Origin of the sequence: Mycolicibacterium sp. 624 (assembly GCF_040548615.1) — a bacterium.
Taxonomy (GTDB): Bacteria; Actinomycetota; Actinomycetes; order Mycobacteriales; family Mycobacteriaceae; genus Mycobacterium.
In genome coordinates, this window is sequence record NZ_JBEPRZ010000005.1 from 140,033 (window position 1) to 159,051 (window position 19,019).

At 66.5% G+C, this 19,019-nt stretch carries 19 protein-coding genes; 4 read left to right on the plus strand and 15 right to left on the minus strand.

Features of this window, described 5'->3' with window-relative positions:
- Nucleotides 1-5 precede the first annotated feature (5 nt).
- Nucleotides 6-2,477 (minus strand): phosphoketolase family protein, encoded by a 2,472-nt coding sequence (locus ABIA65_RS20310; RefSeq protein ID WP_354524717.1) that lies wholly within the window; start codon nt 2,475-2,477, stop codon nt 6-8.
- A 165-nt stretch (nt 2,478-2,642) separates the two neighbouring features.
- Here ABIA65_RS20310 and ABIA65_RS20315 point away from each other — a divergent pair, with 165 nt between their 5' ends.
- A complete protein-coding gene (locus ABIA65_RS20315; RefSeq protein ID WP_241400924.1) occupies nt 2,643-3,527 on the plus strand; it encodes an NYN domain-containing protein in 885 nt (294 codons plus the stop codon).
- Nucleotides 3,528-3,688: 161 nt separating this feature from the next.
- On the opposite strand, the gene ABIA65_RS20320 is transcribed toward ABIA65_RS20315, so the two are convergent.
- Nucleotides 3,689-4,108 carry a very short patch repair endonuclease gene (locus tag ABIA65_RS20320; protein WP_354524718.1) on the minus strand — a complete coding sequence of 140 codons (420 nt, stop codon included), beginning with the start codon at nt 4,106-4,108 and terminating at the stop codon, nt 3,689-3,691.
- Nucleotides 4,109-4,179: 71 nt separating this feature from the next.
- On the opposite strand from ABIA65_RS20320, the gene ABIA65_RS20325 reads away from it, so the two are divergent.
- Nucleotides 4,180-5,466: a DNA cytosine methyltransferase gene (locus ABIA65_RS20325; RefSeq protein WP_354524719.1), complete on the plus strand. Its 1,287-nt coding sequence runs from the start codon at nt 4,180-4,182 to the stop codon at nt 5,464-5,466.
- Nucleotides 5,454-6,599 carry a DNA cytosine methyltransferase gene (locus tag ABIA65_RS20330; protein ID WP_354524720.1) on the plus strand — a complete coding sequence of 382 codons (1,146 nt, stop codon included), beginning with the start codon at nt 5,454-5,456 and terminating at the stop codon, nt 6,597-6,599. Before ABIA65_RS20325 ends, ABIA65_RS20330 begins: the two co-directional genes overlap by 13 nt.
- A gap of 1 nt (nt 6,600) precedes the next feature.
- Here ABIA65_RS20330 and ABIA65_RS20335 read toward each other — a convergent pair whose 3' ends face one another.
- From ABIA65_RS20335 to ABIA65_RS20345, 3 genes are all read right to left on the minus strand, one after another.
- Entirely contained in the window at nt 6,601-6,798 is a 198-nt protein-coding gene (locus ABIA65_RS20335; protein WP_354524721.1) for a hypothetical protein, read from the minus strand.
- Between the two features lie 87 nt (nt 6,799-6,885).
- Complete coding sequence (locus tag ABIA65_RS20340) at nt 6,886-8,046, minus strand: N(5)-(carboxyethyl)ornithine synthase (protein ID WP_354524722.1); 1,161 nt, start codon at nt 8,044-8,046, stop codon at nt 6,886-6,888.
- A complete protein-coding gene (locus ABIA65_RS20345) occupies nt 8,043-9,149 on the minus strand; it encodes a glycosyltransferase (protein ID WP_354524723.1) in 1,107 nt (368 codons plus the stop codon). The genes ABIA65_RS20340 and ABIA65_RS20345 overlap by 4 nt, the downstream gene beginning before the upstream one ends.
- Before the next feature lie 383 nt (nt 9,150-9,532).
- Between ABIA65_RS20345 and ABIA65_RS20350 the strand changes: the two genes are divergently transcribed.
- Nucleotides 9,533-9,667 carry a hypothetical protein gene (locus tag ABIA65_RS20350; protein ID WP_256462136.1) on the plus strand — a complete coding sequence of 45 codons (135 nt, stop codon included), beginning with the start codon at nt 9,533-9,535 and terminating at the stop codon, nt 9,665-9,667.
- Here the strand turns inward: ABIA65_RS20350 and ABIA65_RS20355 are convergent.
- The 10 genes from ABIA65_RS20355 to ABIA65_RS20400 all read right to left on the minus strand — a co-directional run bounded on the left by ABIA65_RS20355 (nt 9,664) and on the right by ABIA65_RS20400 (nt 18,957).
- Nucleotides 9,664-10,122, minus strand: a complete 459-nt coding sequence (locus tag ABIA65_RS20355) for a DUF5994 family protein (protein ID WP_354524724.1) — start codon at nt 10,120-10,122, stop codon at nt 9,664-9,666. The two genes, ABIA65_RS20350 and ABIA65_RS20355, sit on opposite strands and share 4 nt — an antisense overlap.
- A complete protein-coding gene (locus ABIA65_RS20360) occupies nt 10,119-10,535 on the minus strand; it encodes a hypothetical protein (RefSeq protein ID WP_354524725.1) in 417 nt (138 codons plus the stop codon). Before ABIA65_RS20360 ends, ABIA65_RS20355 begins: the two co-directional genes overlap by 4 nt.
- A 22-nt stretch (nt 10,536-10,557) precedes the next feature.
- Nucleotides 10,558-12,042, minus strand: coding sequence for a glycoside hydrolase family 130 protein (locus ABIA65_RS20365; RefSeq protein ID WP_354524726.1), 1,485 nt, complete (start codon nt 12,040-12,042; stop codon nt 10,558-10,560).
- Complete coding sequence (locus ABIA65_RS20370; protein ID WP_354524727.1) at nt 12,039-13,088, minus strand: glycosyltransferase; 1,050 nt, start codon at nt 13,086-13,088, stop codon at nt 12,039-12,041. Before ABIA65_RS20370 ends, ABIA65_RS20365 begins: the two co-directional genes overlap by 4 nt.
- Nucleotides 13,085-14,218: a glycosyltransferase gene (locus tag ABIA65_RS20375; RefSeq protein ID WP_354524921.1), complete on the minus strand. Its 1,134-nt coding sequence runs from the start codon at nt 14,216-14,218 to the stop codon at nt 13,085-13,087. Before ABIA65_RS20375 ends, ABIA65_RS20370 begins: the two co-directional genes overlap by 4 nt.
- Nucleotides 14,219-14,470: 252 nt before the next feature.
- Nucleotides 14,471-15,646, minus strand: coding sequence for a fatty acid desaturase family protein (locus tag ABIA65_RS20380; RefSeq protein WP_354524728.1), 1,176 nt, complete (start codon nt 15,644-15,646; stop codon nt 14,471-14,473).
- 203 nt (nt 15,647-15,849) lie between these two features.
- Entirely contained in the window at nt 15,850-17,124 is a 1,275-nt protein-coding gene (locus ABIA65_RS20385; protein WP_354524729.1) for a 9-bladed beta-propeller domain-containing protein, read from the minus strand.
- 117 nt (nt 17,125-17,241) lie between these two features.
- Nucleotides 17,242-17,745 (minus strand): YbaB/EbfC family DNA-binding protein, encoded by a 504-nt coding sequence (locus ABIA65_RS20390; RefSeq protein WP_354524730.1) that lies wholly within the window; start codon nt 17,743-17,745, stop codon nt 17,242-17,244.
- A gap of 30 nt (nt 17,746-17,775) precedes the next feature.
- Entirely contained in the window at nt 17,776-18,096 is a 321-nt protein-coding gene (locus ABIA65_RS20395) for an ESX-1 secretion-associated protein (protein WP_354524731.1), read from the minus strand.
- A gap of 30 nt (nt 18,097-18,126) precedes the next feature.
- Nucleotides 18,127-18,957: an EspA/EspE family type VII secretion system effector gene (locus tag ABIA65_RS20400; protein WP_354524732.1), complete on the minus strand. Its 831-nt coding sequence runs from the start codon at nt 18,955-18,957 to the stop codon at nt 18,127-18,129.
- Nucleotides 18,958-19,019: the final 62 nt, after the last annotated feature.

Here is a 19,019-nt window from a genome sequence, read left to right on the forward strand (position 1 = left end):
GGGGCTCATTCGTTGTCGCCTCCGGTTGACGCGGTCTTGTCGAGATCTGTCACATCGACCGCTGAGCGCGCCGCCGGCCACACCCAGTCCCGCACCTCGGGGATATCGTCGCCGTGCTCGCGGGTGTACTCGCGTGCGGCGATCCGCTTGTCACTCAACCGTTGCCGCAGCGGCGCCGCCTTGGACTGCAGGAACGGCACGCGATCGATGACGTCCATCGCCAGGTGGTAGCGATCCAGGTCGTTGAGCATCACCATGTCGAACGGCGTGGTGGTGGTGCCCTCCTCCTTGTATCCGCGCACGTGCAGGTTGGGATGCCCGACCCGCCGGTAGGTCAACCGATGAATCAGCCAGGGGTAGCCGTGATAGGCGAAGATGATCGGCTTGTCGACGGTGAATATCGCGTCGAATTGCTTGTCGGACAATCCGTGCGGGTGCTCGCTGTCGGACTGCAGTCTCATCAGGTCGATCACGTTGACGAATCGGATCAACAGGTCGGGCAGGTTCTGCTTGAGGAGGTCGACCGCTGCGAGTGCCTCCAGCGTGGGGACGTCGCCGGCGCAGGCGATGACGACGTCGGGGTCCTCACCCAGCGTCTCGGTGCCCGCCCACTCCCAGATGCCCAACCCGCGCGTGCAGTGCGCGATGGCCTGCTCCATGTTCAGGAAGTTCGGGCTGGGCTGCTTGCCCGCCACCACGACGTTGACGTACTGCCGCGACCGCAGGCAGTGGTCGTAGGTCGACAACAGCGTGTTGGCGTCCGGCGGCAGATACACCCGGACGACTTCGGCCTTCTTGTTGACGACGTGGTCGATGAACCCGGGGTCCTGGTGGGAGAACCCGTTGTGGTCCTGGCGCCAAACATGGCTTGATAGAAGGTAGTTCAGGCTCGCGATCGGCCGACGCCAGGCGATGTGGTTGGTCACCTTGAGCCATTTGGCGTGCTGATTGAACATCGAGTCGATGATGTGGATGAACGCCTCGTAGCAGTTGAACAGGCCGTGCCGGCCGGTCAGCAGATACCCCTCCAGCCAGCCCTGACACTGGTGCTCCGACAGCATCTCCATGACGCGCCCGGCGCGGGCCAGGTGGTCGTCGACCTCGGGTCCGAAGAACTCGGCGTTCCACTGTTTGTCGGTGGCCTCGTACACCGACTGCAGGCGGTTGGACGCGGTCTCGTCGGGTCCGAAGATGCGGAAGTTGTCCGGATTGAGCCGGACGACGTCGGTCAGCCACTGGCCGAGCACCTTGGTGGACTCGGCGATGGGCGCGCCGGGGGTGACGACGTCGACACCGTAGTCGCGGAAGTCGGGCAGTCGGAGGTCCTTGAGCAGCGAACCGCCGTTGGCGTGCGGGTTGGCGCTCATGCGCAGATCACCCGCGGGGGCCAGGGCGGCGATATCGGGGTCCAGGGCGCCGTTCTCGTCGAACAGTTCCTCCGCGCGATAGGACGTCAGCCAGTCGTTGAGCACCTGGAGGTGTTCGGGGGTGTCGCGGGCGTTGGCGAGTGGAACCTGGTGCGCCCGCCAGGATCCGGTGGTCTTCTTGCCGTCGATGGTGGCCGGACCGGTCCACCCCTTCGGGGTGCGGAACACGATCATCGGCCACTTCGGCCGCCGCTCATCGCCGTCGGCGGCCTTGGCCTTGAGGTCGGCGATCTCGTCGAGGACCTCGTCGAGCAGCTGCGCGAATCGGCGGTGCGCGTCGGTGTGGTCGGCCGCGGTGGCGTCGTCGGGCACCTCGAAGAAGTACGGTCGGTGCCCGTGGCCCTCCATCAGGCTGCGCAGTTCGTCGGTCGGGATTCGCGCCAGCACAGTCGGATTGGCGATCTTGTAGCCGTTCAGATGCAGAATCGGCAGGACGACGCCGTCCTTGACCGGGTTGACGAACTTGTTGGAGTGCCAGCTGGTGGCAAGCGCTCCGGTCTCGGCCTCGCCGTCACCGACCACGGCGGCGACGAGCAGGTCGGGGTTGTCGAACGCGGCCCCGTATGCGTGCGACAGGGCGTAGCCGAGCTCACCGCCCTCGTGGATCGACCCCGGCGTCTCGGGCGCCACGTGCGATGGGATTCCGCCGGGGAAGGAGAACTGCCGGAACAGGCGGCGGATGCCCTCGGTGTCGGGCGTGATGTCGGAGTAGACCTCCGAGTACGTGCCGTCGAGATAGGCGTTGGCCACCAGCCCGGGGCCACCGTGGCCCGGGCCGGTGACGTAGATGGTCGACTGCGCGCGCTCGGCGATCGCGCGATTGAGATGTGCGTATAGGAAGTTCAATCCGGGCGTGGTGCCCCAGTGCCCGAGCAGCCGGGGCTTGACGTCCTCGCGGGTCAGCGGCGTGCGCAGCAGCGGATTGCCGAGCAGATAGATCTGCCCGACGGACAGGTAGTTGGCGGCTCGCCACCAGCGATCGATCCTGGCGAGAGTGTCGGCGCTGATCTCGGCGGCGCCAGCGCGCCATGGGGTGGATGTCGCGGACATGGATCTCACGGTTTCGACCACCTTGACAATCGTAGGTGCGGTGCCTGCGCGGCACCGGACTGTGGGAACAACGTTTACCTGGGCTTCTTGTGCGCGACCAGTCCGTCGAGAGCCGAAGGCGCCATCCCGTGACAACGGCTGCCCATCATGGACGAGACTGAAACCATGACGGACACCGCTGCCACCCGCGTCGCGGTCTATCTCGACTTCGACAACATCGTGATCTCGCGGTATGACCAGGTCAACGGGCGTAGCTCGTTCCAGAGGGACAAGACGAAGGGTCTGGAGCAGGATCGGTTGGACCGGGCGACCGTCGACGTCGGCGCCATCATCGACTTCGCCTCGTCGTTCGGCACGCTGGTTCTGACCCGGGCCTACGCGGACTGGTCGGCCGACGTCAACGCCGGATATCGCGGTCAGCTGGTCGGTCGCGCCGTCGACCTGGTCCAGCTGTTCCCGGCGGCCGCCTACGGCAAGAACGGCGCCGACATCAGGCTGGCGGTCGACGCCGTCGAGGACATGTTCCGGCTGCCCGACCTCACCCACGTGGTGATCGTGGCGGGCGACTCCGACTACATCGCGTTGGCGCAGCGCTGCAAGCGACTGGGCCGTTACGTGGTCGGGATTGGTGTCGCCGGTTCATCGAGCCGGTCGTTGGCCGCGGCGTGCGACGACTTCGTCATCTATGACGCGCTGCCGGGCGTCCCGGTGTTCGAACCGGATCCGGAACCCGATGTCGTCGAGGAGGCCCCGAAGAAGCGGACGGCGCGCCGCAGCACCAAGGCCGCCGGACCGCCAGCGGAGCCGGAGCCGCCGGACCCGCAGACCGCGGCCACCGCGCTACTGACGCGCGCGCTGCAGATCGGCCTGGAGAAGGACGATGTCGAGTGGCTGCACAACTCGGCGGTCAAGGCACAGATGAAGCGGATGGATCCGTCGTTCAGCGAGAAGTCGTTGGGCTTCAAGTCCTTCAGCGACTTCCTGCGCTCGCGCACCGATGTCGTGGAGCTGGACGAGAGTTCGACGACGCGGATGGTGAAGTTGAAGTAGGGCTGACGGGCTCAGAAGACGGGTTGCGAGTGCCCACCTCTGAGCGACAGTGCGGGTGTCACGGTGGCCAGCCCGCTCAGGGGGCGCGTCGCCCACCGCGAAGTCGCTCAGAGGTGGGCACTTCGACTGGCACCTCCGGGCCGCCACGCTGCCGGCCGGCCCTACCCCTGGCGCGCCCGCACGATCTCACGCACCCGATCCGCGGCCTCGACCGGATCCTCGTGCTCCCAGACCCGCACGCTCACCCAGCCGGCCTGCGCCAACCGCTCGTCGGTGTCCCGGTCGCGCGTCCGGTTGCCCTCGACCTTGTCGGCCCAGAACTTCGCGTTGGCCGACGCGACGGTGTGGTGCTGCGGGCAGCCGTGCCAGAAGCAGCCGTCGAGGAACACCGCCACCTTCGCGGTGGGGAACACCATGTCAGCGGTGCGCCGCAGCCCGGCCAGCGGTTTCGCCGACACCCGGTAGCGCAGGCCCAGCGCGTGGACCGCCGACCGCAGCGCCTTCTCGGGCTTCGTGTCGCGGCTCTTGTTGGACTGCATCACCCGCCGCACCGCTGGCGAGGAGGCCCATGACTCCGCCATGTCTCCAGAGTATTGGCGGCGCGCCGCCCCACCTGCCCGAATAGCGGGCTTGGCTGCCTACCATTACGGGGATGCTTGAGCCTTCCCTCGTCGCCGGTGGGCATCGGCCCAGCGCCGAGGCCGGCTTCGAGCGGTTCCGCACCCGCAACGGTTCCTACGAACGCGTCCTGCACCTGCGCGACGGCAGCCGGGCCACCAGTGTGCTGGCCCGCTATCCCGGTCGCGACGCACGACCCACCTGCGCCGACGAGGCCGAGCGCGCCTGGCTGCAGAACCCGATCGCTCCGCCGTGCGCCGCCACCCGCTCCTCGGTGCGCGTGGTCGACCTGTTCTCGGGCTGCGGCGGGCTCTCGATCGGGCTGGCCGAGGCGGCGCGAGCGCTCAACCGCCCCTTCGAACCGGTCCTGGCCGTCGACCTCGACGACGTCGCCGCGCAGACCTACGCCGACAACTTCCCCACCGCCACCACGGTCTGCGATGACGTCGCCGCGCTGCTGCCCGGTGAGGTGGGCGCGCGGCGCACCCCGGCCGAGCGTCAACTGGCCAAGCGGTACGGCGGCGTCGACATCATGGTCGGTGGCCCACCGTGCCAGGGCCACAGCGACTTCAACAACCGGACGCGGCACCGCGACGAGAAGAACGAGCTGTACCAGACGATGGTGCGTGCCGCCGAAGTGCTTGAGCCGCAGCACATCCTGATCGAGAACGTGCCGGGCGCACTGAATGACCGGCGGTCGGTGGTGCAGCGGACCGCCGACGCGCTGCACGCCCTCGGCTACCACGTGTCGATCGGCGTCGTCGCGCTGCACGAGATCGGCGTCCCGCAGACCCGCCGGCGCCTGGTGCTGATGGCCAGCCTGTCGCACACCGTCACGCCGGCTGAGGTCGTCGACCGCCACCGCCGCAACCCCCGGACCGCGGGCTGGGCGTTCCAGGACCTCGAGACGATGCCCGACGCGCACCGCGTGGACGCGGTCGACGTGGTCGCACGCTCGGCACCGACGACCCGCCAACGCATCGACTACCTCTTCGAGAACGCGGCGTTCGACCTACCCGACAGCCAGCGTCCCGACTGCCACGCCGACGGCGGCCACAGTTACAAGTCGATCTACGGCAGGCTCGCCTGGGACCGACCGTCGCAGACCGTCACCACGGGCTTCTACAGCATGTGCATGGGCCGCTACGTGCACCCGAGTCGCCGGCGCACCATCACCGCCCACGAGGCCGCCCGGCTGCAGTACATCCCGGACTGGTTCAGCTTCTCGCGCGTCAACCACCGCACCGCGCTCGCGCGAATGATCGGCAACGCCGTGCCATCGCGGCTGAGCTATGCCGTTGCCCTGGAATGGCTTCGGTGAGCTTCACGGTCGCAGGACTGTTCGCCGGTATCGGCGGCCTCGAACTCGGCATGGCCGAGGGCGGTCACCACACCGGGTTGCTCGTCGAGAACGCGCCGGCCGCCATGCACGTGCTGCGGCGCCGCTTTCCCGACACCAAGATCGAGGCCGACGTCCGCGACGTCAAGCGCCTGCCGACTGGCACCGACGTCGTCGTCGCGGGCTTTCCCTGCCAGGACCTGTCCAGCGTCGGGCGCAAGGTTGGAATCGACGGTGCGCGAAGCGGTCTCGTCGGCGAGGTACTGCGTCTGCTCGATACCTCCGACGTGCCGTGGGTGGTGCTGGAGAACGTCCCGTTCCTGATGTCCCTGGGCCAGGGAGCGGCGCTGCGAATGGTCACGCGGTCGTTGACCGACCTCGGCTACCGGTGGGCGTATCGCGTCGTCGATACCAACGCGTTCGGTCTGCCGCAGCGCCGCAACCGGTGGTATCTGGTGGGCAGCCGCGTCGGCGATCCCCGCGACGTTCTGCTGGCCGACGACCACGAGAGACCTGCAGATGGTGGCGGCTATCCCGATGTCGCCTGCGGCTTCTACTGGACCGAGGGCATGCGGTCGTTCGGCTGGGCCGTGGACGGTGTGCCGCCGATCAAGTGCGGATCATCGGTGGGCGTCGCCTCTCCCCCGGCGATCCGGCTGCCGTCCGGCGAGTACGTCACGCCCGATGTGCGAGACACGGAGCGACTGCAGGGCTTTCCCGATGACTGGACCTCCCCCGCCGACGAGGTGGCCAAACGGGGCGAGCGATGGCGGATGGTCGGCAACTCCGTCAGCGTGCCCGTCGCGGCGTGGGTCGGGACCCGCCTCGCCGAGCCCGGTCACTACGACCGCGCCGACGACCCGCCGTGGGCGGGCGCGAAGTGGCCCCGCCGGGCCGCGTGGGCGGACCTCGACGGCCAGGTGCACGCGTCGAACGTCGGGCCGTGGCCGGTATGGCAACCACGACCGTCGTTGGCGGACTTCCTGCGGTATCCGGGAAAGCCGCTGTCAGCGCGAGCGGCGTCGGGCTTCCTGGGACGAACACACAAGGGCACGTTGCGATTTCCGCCGGGGTTCATCGAGGAACTGACGGCGTACGCGCAACGTGCCGGATGACTCAGCCCCAGAATCGGCGCTTCTGGTGCTTGCGCGCGTCGCCATGCACCTCGGTCCAGCCATCGGCTGGATAGCTGAACGGCGCCTTGGCGCCAGTGCGAATCACGTCGAGCGATCCGTCGCCATGTTCGAAGTAGGTGTCCCCGAACCGCATGTATTGATCGGTTTCGCCGTCAGGCAGCGTCACTGTGACCGTCATGGCCGAGACTCCTCACGTCGAGAACATTGCCCGAAACCGGGCCACTCGACACCTCCCACGGTACGCCTCTTCCGTTGAGAGTGACCGCTATTCGGACTGCACTACCTCTGCGGGGCGATTCTGGAACGCGATGATGTCGGGATTCATGATCTTGCCGTCGAGGATCTCGATCGCCGCCCGCACCGTCGGGTCGTCCTGCCACGCATCGCGTCCGGCGAGCACCGTCCGCAGATACGGCATGAGCGCCTCGCCGATCTCCCAGCTCGCCGCGTTCCACAGGTAGGACGGGCTGTGGTCGACGGCGTAGTACGTGATGTTCGGGCCGACCGTGAACGTCGGCTCATCGAACGTCGTCGGATGCGCCCAGCTGAAACCCATTGCCTCATCGCATGATACGTCGATGATCAGGCCGCCCTGGCGGAACGACGTCAGGTCGTCCTCGTCCAGGAAGGTCAGGGGCGCATTGGTGTCCTGCAGAACGCAGTTGACGATGATGTCGTGCTCGGCCAGGTATCCGGCCAACGGTACTTTGCCGTCTGGCGTCATCGCGTAGTTCGTCGGCTCGCCGGGGCCGGCGTCCGGGTCGTTTCCGAAGTTCAGGATCTGTGCCGAGTGGATCGGTGAGGCCACCTCGGTGACGCTGCGGTTGGTCAGGATGTTGACGTCGTGAATCCCGAGCGCCGCCAGGGCCGTCACCGCGCCGCGGGCGGTGGCACCGAATCCGATGACGGCGGCGTTGAGCCGGGGACCGTAGGTGCCGGTCAGGCCGACGATCTGCAGGCCGTGCAGCACCGAGCAGTAGCCGGCCATCTCGTTGTTCTTGTGGAAGACGTGCAGTTTGAAGGACCCGTCGGAACCCCACACGTTCATCGCCTCGAACGCGATGACCGTCTGCCGGCGTTCGACGGCCTGATCGGTCAGTGCCCGGTCCTGGACGCAGTGCGGCCAGCCCCACAGCACCTGACCCTCGCGAAGGGCGGCCAGATCGGCGGCACACGGTTTGAGCAGCAGGATGACGTCACACTCGGCGATCAACTGCTCGCGAGTGCGCACGCCTGCGACGAGACTCGACAGATGCTCGTCGGAGACACCGAAGTCGGCGCCGTAGTTCGCCTCGAGGTAGATGTTCGCGCGCAGATCCGCGTCGATCCGCTCCACGTGGTGTGGATGGATCGGCAGCCGGCGTTCGTTCTCCTTGCTGGTCCTACCGATGACGCCGAGGCTGAGGGTCGGCGTCGGCGCGGTCACGCCATCGACCGTCGCTCGAGCACCAGGCGTTGCGCCAGAATCAGATACGACTTGCTGACGGCGGGCCACAGCATGGTCGGGGCCAGACGCCTGCCCTCGGCGGCCATGGCACCCGACGATCGCGGATCGGTCAACACCTGACGTAGTGCGGCCGTCAACGCATCGGGGCGATCGTGCGCGACGACGATGCCCGCGCCGCTGCCGAGAACGTCGACGGCGTGCGGGAAGGCCGTCGCGATGACGGGACGTCCGTTCGCGACGGACTCGACGAGGACCCCGGAGGTGACCTGGTCGGTCACGTCGTACGGCAGCACGACCGCCGCGCAGGACTGGATCAGCGCCGCAATCGAGGCGCGGCTGCGGTAGTCCGGCGCGAAGAGCACCGTTCCGGTAAGTCCACTGTCGATGACCTGTTGCTTGAGCGCCTCGCGGTAGGCCTCGCCCTCGGCCGCGAGCGTTCTGGGGTGCGTCGGGCCCGCGATGACGTAGCGCGGCTGTCCGCGCAGGTCCTTCAGCGCCACCATGGACTCGATGACCCGCTCGACGCCCTTGCCGGGACGGAGCAGGCCCCACGTCAGCAGGGTGGGCCTGCCGCCACGCTTCACCTGGGCGGCGGCGGGGATGGTCGCGCCGTGCGCGATGGTCGTCACCTTGCGGCGGTGCACGACGTATTCGGTCTGCAGCCGCTCGCCTGCCGTGTCGGTCATGACGACCACCTGGTCGGCCAGGTCGAGAATGGTCTCGAAGACGGCGCGCTGCTCGGGTGTCGGAATGCGTGGGACGGCGTGCGCCACGACGATCGCGGGGACGCGCAGGGCGCGCATGACCTCCACGAGGTCGGCGCCGTCGGTGCCACCGTAGATGCCGACGTCGTGCTGGATGACGGCGACGTCGCAGCGGTTGAGAGTGTCCGCGCATGCCGCGATGGACGAGCTTGACCCGGCGGTCAGTTCACCGACGACGCGGGGATCCTCCGAGGGCTCTCCGTCGGCGATCCGCACGACCTGGACCTTGGCGCCACTGGCCTCCATCCCATCGCACAGCGACGCGCTGAAGCTCGACAATCCGCAGATCGTTGGCGCGTAGGTCGTCAGTACGCCCACACTTGGAGACGAGGAATCGCCCTGGTACGCAATGCTATTGATCGATGATCGACCAAGTGATAATGCTGTCAAAGTGATCCCGACGCGCGGTTGTCGCGAGGTGCCCGGCTTGAGCGGTTGCTCGTGGATGTCAGCGGTGAACTGCTGATTCATTCCGGGCTGGTCGGTTTCCCAACACCCCTGACATTACACCCTCCGACCAACCCGTCAGGCCCTGCCAAACGTCCAGCAACCGCTGCTCAGCAGGCTCGCGTGGGCCGCGGCGTGGGCCCGACCAGGCATTTCGGCGCGGCCTGCCGTCGACTGCGGGCCCCGAAGGCGCGGCCGTGAGCGTAGGGTCCAGGTATCGGGACCAGCCAGGCCCCCTTATCAAAGGGCCGACATTGTCTGACAAGTCCCCGCGCCAGGGCATGACCAAGAAGACCGGCAAGTCGTTGAAGGAAAAGCGCGCCGACAAGCGCTCCAAGTCCGACACCGCCTCGCAGACCGACAACCTGCTGCACGGCAAGAAGCGCTAGCCGCTCCACTGGCGGACCGCGGTCCGCACACCCAGTAAGCCGCCCTCGGAGTCCCACCTCGAGTACGCCGCGGCCATCTCCTCCAGATCGCGCACCGAGAGTTGCCGGGCGGCCGGGACAACTTCGAGCACGATGCTGGTGCCCCCGATGCTGTACGCGTAGAGCTTGTCGAACAACTCGTACCGATAGGCCTCCAGCGTGACCGTCGCGTCGCCTACGACCATCTGACGGGGCACCAACGGCGCCCACCCGGCCGGGTTGTAGACGACCCGCTCGACGCGTCCCAGCCGATCGGCGAGCGCGGCGAGAAGGTCGGGAAGCTCGGCCACCAGATCTCGCGATCGCGGCCACCAGGTTCCGCCGGTTTCCCCGACACAGTCGGTGAGCGGCTTCAGACTCAGGTGCAGCGGTTGCGTGGCGCGCACGGACGGGGCGTGTGCCTCAACTGACGTCATGAGAGACGCTGCGTTCCCTCGGCCTGCACCGTGCCGCTCGGATGGCGGATGGTCTTGTCCCGAAGCCGGCGGTTGTGCATGGGCTCGCGCATCGACTTCTGGTGTTCGAGCTGACGGATCAGCTCACGCTTTGCATCGTTGAGCGCGCGGGTGAGGTCCATGTCGTCTGCGACCGCCACGACCGGGTTTAGCCCCGGCAGCGTCGTGCGCAGCGTGACGCGCTGCTCCTTGGCGCCGCGGTTCTGCACCGACACCTCCACGCGCACGCCGCTGGGGTCCCAGCGGCCCAGATGCGGCCCGAGTGTTGACAGCTCCGCCATCACATGTGGGCGCTCCTTGGCCACGAATCCCGCGCCGATGTGTACGGCCTTCTCGCTGAGTGTGTTTCGTTGCGGATCTTCGGTCTTGCTCATGGTGTCTCCTCTACAGGGCCTCTCAGGTTTCGCGGGCGAGTGCGGCCAGCAACTCGGGAAGCGACACGGTCGCGATGCCGATGGCGCTGTCACAGATCCCGTACGGGATCACCAGCGTGTCGGCGTGAACGAGCGCGCCGCATGAGTAGACGACGTTGGGCACGTAGCCGTTCTGCTCATCCGGCACGGGGCTCAGCAGTGGCCGCCGCAGACGGCCGAGCACCCGGGTCGGGTCGTGCAGATCGAGCAGAATCGCACCGATGCTGTACGTGCGCATCGCTCCGACACCGTGGGTCAGCACCAGCCAGCCGGCATCGGTTTCGATTGGCGGGCCACAGTTTCCGAGTTGCAACGTTTCCCACGACTCCGTCGGCGTCTGGCATGGGGCCGCACTCGTCCAGACCGACAGGTGATCGGCGAAGCCGAGGGTGTTGGTCTCCCGATCCGATCGCGACATCGCGGCGTAGCGACCGCCGATGCGACGGGGGAACAGCGCCAGGCCCTTATTGGCGGCGGCGCGCCCGACGAGCGGACCGGAGGTGAAGGTCCTGAAGTCCGTGGTCTGCAACAGCTGCTGGCTGATGAGGGATCCGCTGTAGGCCGTGTAGGTGGCGTAGTAGGTGATCGAGCCGTCGTCGTCGACAAAGCGCACGAAGCGTGCGTCCTCCATGCCTGCCTGCTCGGCCTCCATCGACGGCCACAGCACCCGCTCGGACAGCGCGACGCCGTCGGGGAACTCGATGGCATAGAAGCGCTCGGCGATGCCGCGGATCACGGCGATCGTGTCCTCGGCGTGTCCGCGTGTGCTCAGGCGGGTCCGCAGGTCATCGAGTCGCTCGTTCAGGTCGGCTCGGGTGAACAGTGCGTCGAGCCCGTTGAAGACGTAGTCCGCGGCCTCACCGGCGTGTTCCTGGCGGCTGAGTTCGACGCGGAAGGCGGCTGCGTCGAGGAGCGTGCGCCCGACACGTCCGGTGGCGGCGAACGGGGCGGGCTCGTCCACCGTGGCGTTACCCGCCGAGTCGATGACACCGGTGCGGAATCCGATCGAGGAGCGGTGCCCCTCCCCGATCCCCCGGACGCTCATCACGAACCGCAGGCTGCCCGCGGCGGTGTCGGTCTGATCGGGATGCGCCACCATGCTCGGGTTGCACAGCGCAGCGCCTTCGATGGCGTACTCGCTGGTGAATGCCGCTCCCAGCAACATCTTTCGCGAATCCGAGAGAGTGCGGTCGGGATCGAGACGGTCGGCGAGTTCACTGGCGTGACGGCGAAAGATCCCGTCGAGGTCCCGGTGACGCCAGTCGAAGCGGGTGACAACGTCCTGCAGCGATGCCGCGACGTCATCGTCGGACAGGGCCAGGATGCGCGACAGAACGACGCCGGTGCGGGACTCCTGGAGTTCGAAACCCTCCTGGCCTGGTACGAAGAGTCGCGTGACCACGCGGCCAGGGTCCGCCGCGATCCGTAGTGAGCTGCGGGTGGCCAGTGCGGTGTGCATCGCCGTCATTGCGGTGCCGTCGCAAACTGGCGGGCGTGCTGCATGGTCGACATCACCGCGAGCGTCGACTCCGCGCCCTGGTTCTGGTTCACCCGGTCGGTGTGTAGCCCGTCGAAGCCACCGCCGGTGTCCGGGTCCCACATGAGCAGCCCAACGTCGTTGGCACCCTGGAACCAGGCGGCGGCGGATCGGACGCCCTCGGCCCACAGCGATCGTGGATCTGCGCCGGCCGCGCGTGCGCACGCGTCGGCCAGGGTGGCCACCTCGATAGGCTGCTGGTCGAACGCGGGCCGGGCGTCGTGCGGTCCGCGCCCACCCACTGGGGTGGGCGAGAGGTGACCGTCTGCCGTCTCGTAGTCGAGTAGCCACTCCAGACAATCCAGGCCGCGCTGCAGCAGCGTCGAGTCATCCAGGGCCACGCCCGCAGCGATCATGGCCTCAGCCAACACGGCGTTGGCGTAGGTGAGCCGCGTTTCGGGCCAAGGCCATTCGGTGTCGTGGGCTGCTTCGGCGACGGTGGCGGCGTAGTCGGCGAGCAGCTGGGACGCTGCCGGATGTCCGGGCACGAAGGTCAGCAGTTCGGCGGCGCCAAGCGCGGCGAACGCCATCGCCCGCGGCGCCCGCGACCTGGCCTTGGCCGCACGCTCGAACTGGATAACCGCCAACCGGCGAACCAGGCTCACATCACTGTGGGCGGCGGCGGTGCCGAGACCCCAGATCATCCGGCCCCAGTGATCGTCGGTGGTCGGTTGGTCGGTCCAGTGCCCCCCGACGTCCATCCGGTTGCGGCAGGCTCCGTTGAAGGACTGCGCGTCGTTGAGGAACGTCAGGGCCTTACCGGCCAGCCCCTTCACCTCGCCCGGCGCATCGGGCTCGCGGGTGGCGACCACCAGAACCCTGGCCATGTCGTCGGTGCAGTAGCCGTGCTCGCGACGGGGCTCGGTCAGGCAGGCGTGTTCGAAGGTGGCGCGGTGATCCGTCAGGCGCAGCAGGTGCCCGAAATGCGAGGCGAATGTCGGGTCGGCCTCTGCGCCGGCCACGTCAGCGTCGGTCACGTCAGCGCCAGCCGTGCCGCGACGAGCCGCCGCGCATGTTCGAGATAGGCGTCGGCGACCACCGGCCACGCCATAGTCGGCGCGAGTTCGCGTGCCTCCGAGGCCATGGAGCCCGCGACGCGCTGGTCGGTCAGAAGCCGGCGTAGCGCGTCCACCAGCGCCTCGGGATCGTCGTGTCCGACGACGGTGCCCGCGCCGCTGCCGAGCAGCTCGACGGCGTGGGGAAAGGCGGTGGCGATGACCGGTCGGCCGCTGGCGATGGAGTCCACAAGCACGCCGGAGGTGACCTGCTCCCTGGAGTCATACGGCAGGACCACGACGTCGGCGGTCTGAATGAATGCGGTCAGCTCTGCGGGGTCGCGGTACACGGCGTCGAAGTCGACCGAGTCGGCGACGCCGACGCGCCGCGCCTTCTCGATGAGCGCCTCGCGGTACGCCTCCCCCTGGGCGGCGAGCACCTTCGGGTGGGTTCGGCCGGCGATCAGGTACCGCGGCGGGTTGGGGAGATGCTGCAGGGCTCCCATCGCCTCGATCATCCGCTCGATGCCCTTGCCCGGACCCAACAGACCCCACGTCAGAATCGTCGGTCTGCCCGAGCGCTGCACGGCGGCAGTACTGGGCAGCGCCGCGCCGTGCGGGATGGTGACGACCTTGTCGCGGTCGACGGCATAGCCCGCGCACAGCCGAGCACGTGCGGCCTCCGACATCACGACCACCTGATCGGCGAGCGCCACAACCTCTTCGAGGACCGAACGCTGGTGCGGTGTCGGATCTTTGAGCACCGTGTGGGCGATGACGATCGCCGGGATCCGCAGGCCCTTCATGACCTGAACCACTTCGTCTCCGTCAGGACCGCCGTACACGCCGTACTCGTGCTGAATGAGCGCGACGTCGCTCCTGTTCAGCAGCTCCGCGCTGTCCGCGACCGATGACGATGAGCCGTTGACGAGTTCACCGACGACGTTGGGGTGCGCGGAGTCCGAGCCGTCGGCGATGCGGACGACGCTGACAGCGGCGCCCTTGGCAGACAATCCGTCGGCCAGCGCCGCACTGAAGGTCGCTAGCCCGCAGGGCGTCGGCGGATGGGTGCTGAGAATCCCGAACCGCGGCATGTAGGCGAAACTCTGCATCCCGAAGGGAGCAATCAAATGATGAACTGTCGTTGGAGCATTCAAGGTTATCCCGACTGGCGGTTGCCACCGGAGATTCCGGCGTGTGCGGCTGGTCGGGGGAATCAGCGTCGAGAGCTGACCCATTCCAGACGAGCTGGGTTTACCACCACCACCGACGGTACACCTCATTGGGTCAAACGGGTCCTGAAGGTGACCAACACGGCAATGCCGGCACGACCGTCACCGAGCCGCAAACGTCAGTATCGGAAATTAATCCTGCACCAGGACAGTCGATTCCGGCCGTGAGCGGTCGAGGCGACGCAGCCGATGGACGATGCGTTGCGGAACGGTCGGCGCGGCGCCGTCCGTCGACGTCCAGAACCCGTCGGGGAAGGCCAGCTCGTGGATGACTCGCAGCGTCGAGAGGTACTGACGCGGTAGCGACCCGCTGGTGTAGGGGATGTCGTACTTCTCGCACAGCTGCCGGACCCGCGCGGCGATCTCCGCAAGGCGGTTGCTGGGCAGGTCGGGGAACAGATGGTGCTCGATCTGATAGGAGAGGCTGCCCGTCGAGAACGCCAGCAGCGGTCCTGCGTTGAAGTTCGCGGCACCCAGCATCTGGCGGAGATACCACTCGCCACGGGTCTCGTTGTCGAGCACCGCTGGATCGAACTTCTCGGCGCCCTCGGGAAAGTGCCCGCACAGGATCACCACGTTGGTCCACACGTTGCGCAGGAGGTTGGCGGTCACGTTGGCGCCCAGGGTGCGACGCCAGCGCCGTCCGCTCAACGCAGGGAACAACACGTAGTCCTTGGCTGTCTGACGGCCGATCTTGCGGAGCAGCAGCTTGCGCTCGGCGGCCTTCTTGTCGGGCGTCTCGACGCGGTCACGCTCCGAGTAGAAGTCGTGCAGTGCGATGCCCCACTCGAAGGTGGCTGCCAGCAACAGGTTTCGCAACGGCTGGAACAGATTCTCGAGCTTCCACGGTTGGTCGCGGGTCACGCGGATGACGCCGAAGCCGAGGTCATCATCCACACCGACGATGTTGCTGTTCACGTGGTGGCGATAGTTGTGCGAGTACCGCCACTGAGAGGACGGGCCGACCATGTCCCACTCCCAGGTGGTGGAGTGGATCTCCGGGTCGTTCATCCAGTCCCACTGGCCGTGGCCGATGTTGTGACCGAGTTCCATGTTCTCGATGCACTTGGCGTAGGCCAGCGACAGCGTGCCGGTCCACCAACCGGTCCTCGACCGACTGCCGGCGATGAGCAGCCGCGCGGCCAGGTCGAGTGTCCGCTGGAAGGCGATGGTGCGTCGAATGTAGGTGGCGTCGCGCTCGCCGAGCGATTCCTCGATGTCGCGGCGGATGCCGTCCAGGTCGCGCCCGAGACCCTCGATGTCAGCCGCGCTCAGATGCGCGTACTCGGCAATGTCGGCGATGGCCATGTGCTGTCCTCGGTAGATCCAGGCGGGCGGATCTGGACCCTGGAGCCGACGTGTTGCCAACCAGTCGTGCGACGTGTCGGCAGCTCGTCGGAGCGTGGTTCCCAGGCTAGTGATGCGACCGGCATGCGGCAACACGACCGATTGCGACATGTGGCGTCGGCCTGTGTTTCGTAAGGCTCACGAAATGTTCCGATTGCGTGATGTCATCGCGCCACGAGTGAGTTGAGCTCCATCCCGTCATCAGACAACTGGATCAGGGTGCTGTTGATCCGCCAAATACGAGCAAGCGAATCGGGCTTGGAAGGGATCGACCACACCTTTTCGCAGGAGATCCGATCCCTGGCCGTCGCAAGCAGACCTGCATTGTGGTTGGTCACCTCGAAGACGAAGATCGACCCGTCCGTTCCGATGTAGTTCTGCATCGGGAAATCGCAAGCCGAACCCTCGTCGCCGGTCTTCAGGTCGTACTGCTGCCACATCGGAAATGACTGGCTCTTTGTGTCGTTGACCAGCAACGCGGTTCCGACGCGGCTAATCGCACCATGAGGAACCTCGATGAGCTTGCGCCCCTGAGGGGAGTACACCGTTAGCGGGCTGTCGTCGCCTGACGAGATAACCGGCAGATCGATTGAGTCGTCCGACAATGCGCCATCCACTCCCTGGTCGCCGACTCGCTGGCCCGTCTCATCAAAGAAGCTGATGCCCGAACGGGTGCCGTCAGGCCCAAGAATCTCCGCAGCGAATCCACCCGCGTAGACCGCAGTATCGGCGAGTGAGGCCCCCTCTTCCACTGCCGGTTTGATCACCTTGCCGTCACTTACCGAGAAGATGGTCGTTGCCCACTTCCTGGGGTTTGCGTCCCCCTGCGCAACAAGTGACTGCGGCACCGGCCGGGAGTTGTCCGGTGGAGCGGTCTGTGCGCGACCATCGCCCGGAACGAACCAGGTCGTTTCCGCGCGTGGTCCGATGCCATACACACCTTGGCCGTCGGTCTCCGCCACGGCATAGATGCCGACCTGTTTGACCGAGAGCGTCGCGGATCCCAACCGGAGATCAGTGGGGCCGGTGTGCGATACGACGCCGGATCGTCCGTCGATCACCCAGGCAGCTCTTGAAGGAAACTCATCGAGACACAGGATGTGGTTGGGCCCGTTGAGAAAGCATTGAGGCGGCTGGACTGTCACACCGAGTGGAATGGCGTCGAAGAGACGTTTTCCGTCGCGAACGTTCAAACCCACAAGCCACCACTGTTGCCCTGTTGGTGCAGGACTGGTGGCCAACATGTAGACGCTCTCACCGACATTCTTGACCCATGCGCGAGGCCCAGTTGGTTCGTTGCTAACGACGATGCGACTGTGATTGGCTTCTGGGAGCCCGAGGTCGACAACGCTTGTATGCCAACCGGCGACCGGCTGCTCGCGCATCGACGATGACAGCACGGGGTCCGGCGGCTGCCACGCCGCGCGCGCGTCGTTCAACTTGTACCTCGGCCACCACACAAGGACGAGCGCAAGCCCCACGGCCACAACGAGTAACAACGCCCCGCCTACGAATAACCATCGACGACGCCGATGGGGAGTCTTCGACATTCGCGCTTACTCGGCCCGCAGCGGGTATCGAGCTGCGAACAGGTCTGCCATGTGCGCGCTCGAGACGTCGGGTGCCGGCAGTCCGATCGCATGTTGGAGGTAGCCACTGGTACCTGCTCGGTCGTGGCCAAGGCCGCGCATGAGTTCGACCGTCACCGCGTGCTGGGCGGCCAGTGCCTTCTCCTTGGCCAAGTCCGCCAGTACGACGATCTCGTCGGCCAGCTGAGACTCGGTGAAGCTCGATGCGTCCAGGATGTCGACGTCACGGATGCGTCCGCCGATCGTCGCCGTCGCTGACACCGTTCCCGGCGGATTGGATACCGTGAAGAACGCCACGGGCGCCATTTCAGCTTCGTCGCTGATTTCTAGTGAATCGACTGTCCACTCAACGCCCTCGTCTGACACGGTGGGCACGTAATCGTCGAACGCAGCTAGGCCAGACGCAGTGTGCGGGTCATCTTGGAGGCCCGTCTCGACTTCGTCGTCGTCCCACGGATCGCTACCGGACATCGCCTGCCCTCATCCGCCGACTGATCTGCATCACAAGCTGCAAGTATCGATGTCCTTGCCTGCGAGCCAGTCAGCATTGTTGTAATTCGCCGACGCCAAGGTCAATCGCTCCGAGAGGTCGTGGGACATCCGCCATAGCTTTGCGTCTGCGGCATCGCGTGCGGATTCGATGGCGCTGACCGCCATGTTGCTCAGGGCACACACCACTCCGTGCGTAGACGACACGCTGGACGCAAGGTCGTTGACCGTCTCCCCCGCGATCTTGAGGCAGCCAGCGGCTGTGGTCTGCCTGGCCGCGAGGTCGTCGATGTGCTCGGTCAACACTCGAAGATTATCGGTTTGACTAGACATGAATCTGCTCCTTCCGAGAGGGGACGGTTGTCAGCGTGGCGCCGGTATCTCGTAGGGCGTCGCAGGCGGGTAGATCACCGGCGGTCCGTCGATGACGGGCGGGGTGAACGGCGTATTCGGAAGAGTGCGACTTGGGAGCTGCCCTCCGGTGCGCTCGTCGCCAAAGGGCTCGCCACAAGGGAACGTGTTCTCGGGGTCGACCTTGTCCTCTCCCGCTGCCGACTCGTACCTTCCCTGCGGCGTGCGCATCTCGTTCGCTACGAGCGCCGACTCGGCGACAAGCCTTGCAATTGAGAACTCAGCGAATCCGAGTTGCGTGGATGCGACACCCATGTCGGCCGCAGCCTTGACGGCGGCGCCGCCGGGTATCGCGTTCATCCACGATGTCGTGGTGTCGTAGTCCGAGAGAAAGTCAATGGCATCCTGCAGATCCTTCCGGGTCGCGTTGACCTGGGCAGCCAAACGACTGAGTGACTGCTTCATCTCCCTGTCAGCTGCGGCGGCCTCCAGTGTCAGGTGGCGATGCTTGTCATTGATCTCTCCATAGGCATTCGCTGCGGTGCCATTCCACTGATCGTCCTTGACCGATGCGTCGATGAGGAGGTCGCCCGCTTCTTCATACAGATCCGCGGACTTCTCGAACGCTTCACCCGCCTGGGGCTCGCCGGAACCCGTCGTCGCCTTCATCCCCTGGATCGTGACCTGCGCGGCAGCAAGAATGGGCGAACTCGCAAGGTTGACGACGCCCAAGTTCGGGAGACGATCGAGCGGCCCGGGCGCCTTGTCCCATTTGACGCCTATGACATCGCCGTAGCGGCGAAGAATGTCTAGCGCTTCTCCCAATAGGCTCAACGAACGCACCTCCTCGTGCGTCCAGCATAAAACGACCAACCCGCCGTCAACTGCACCAATCGCCGGACAGT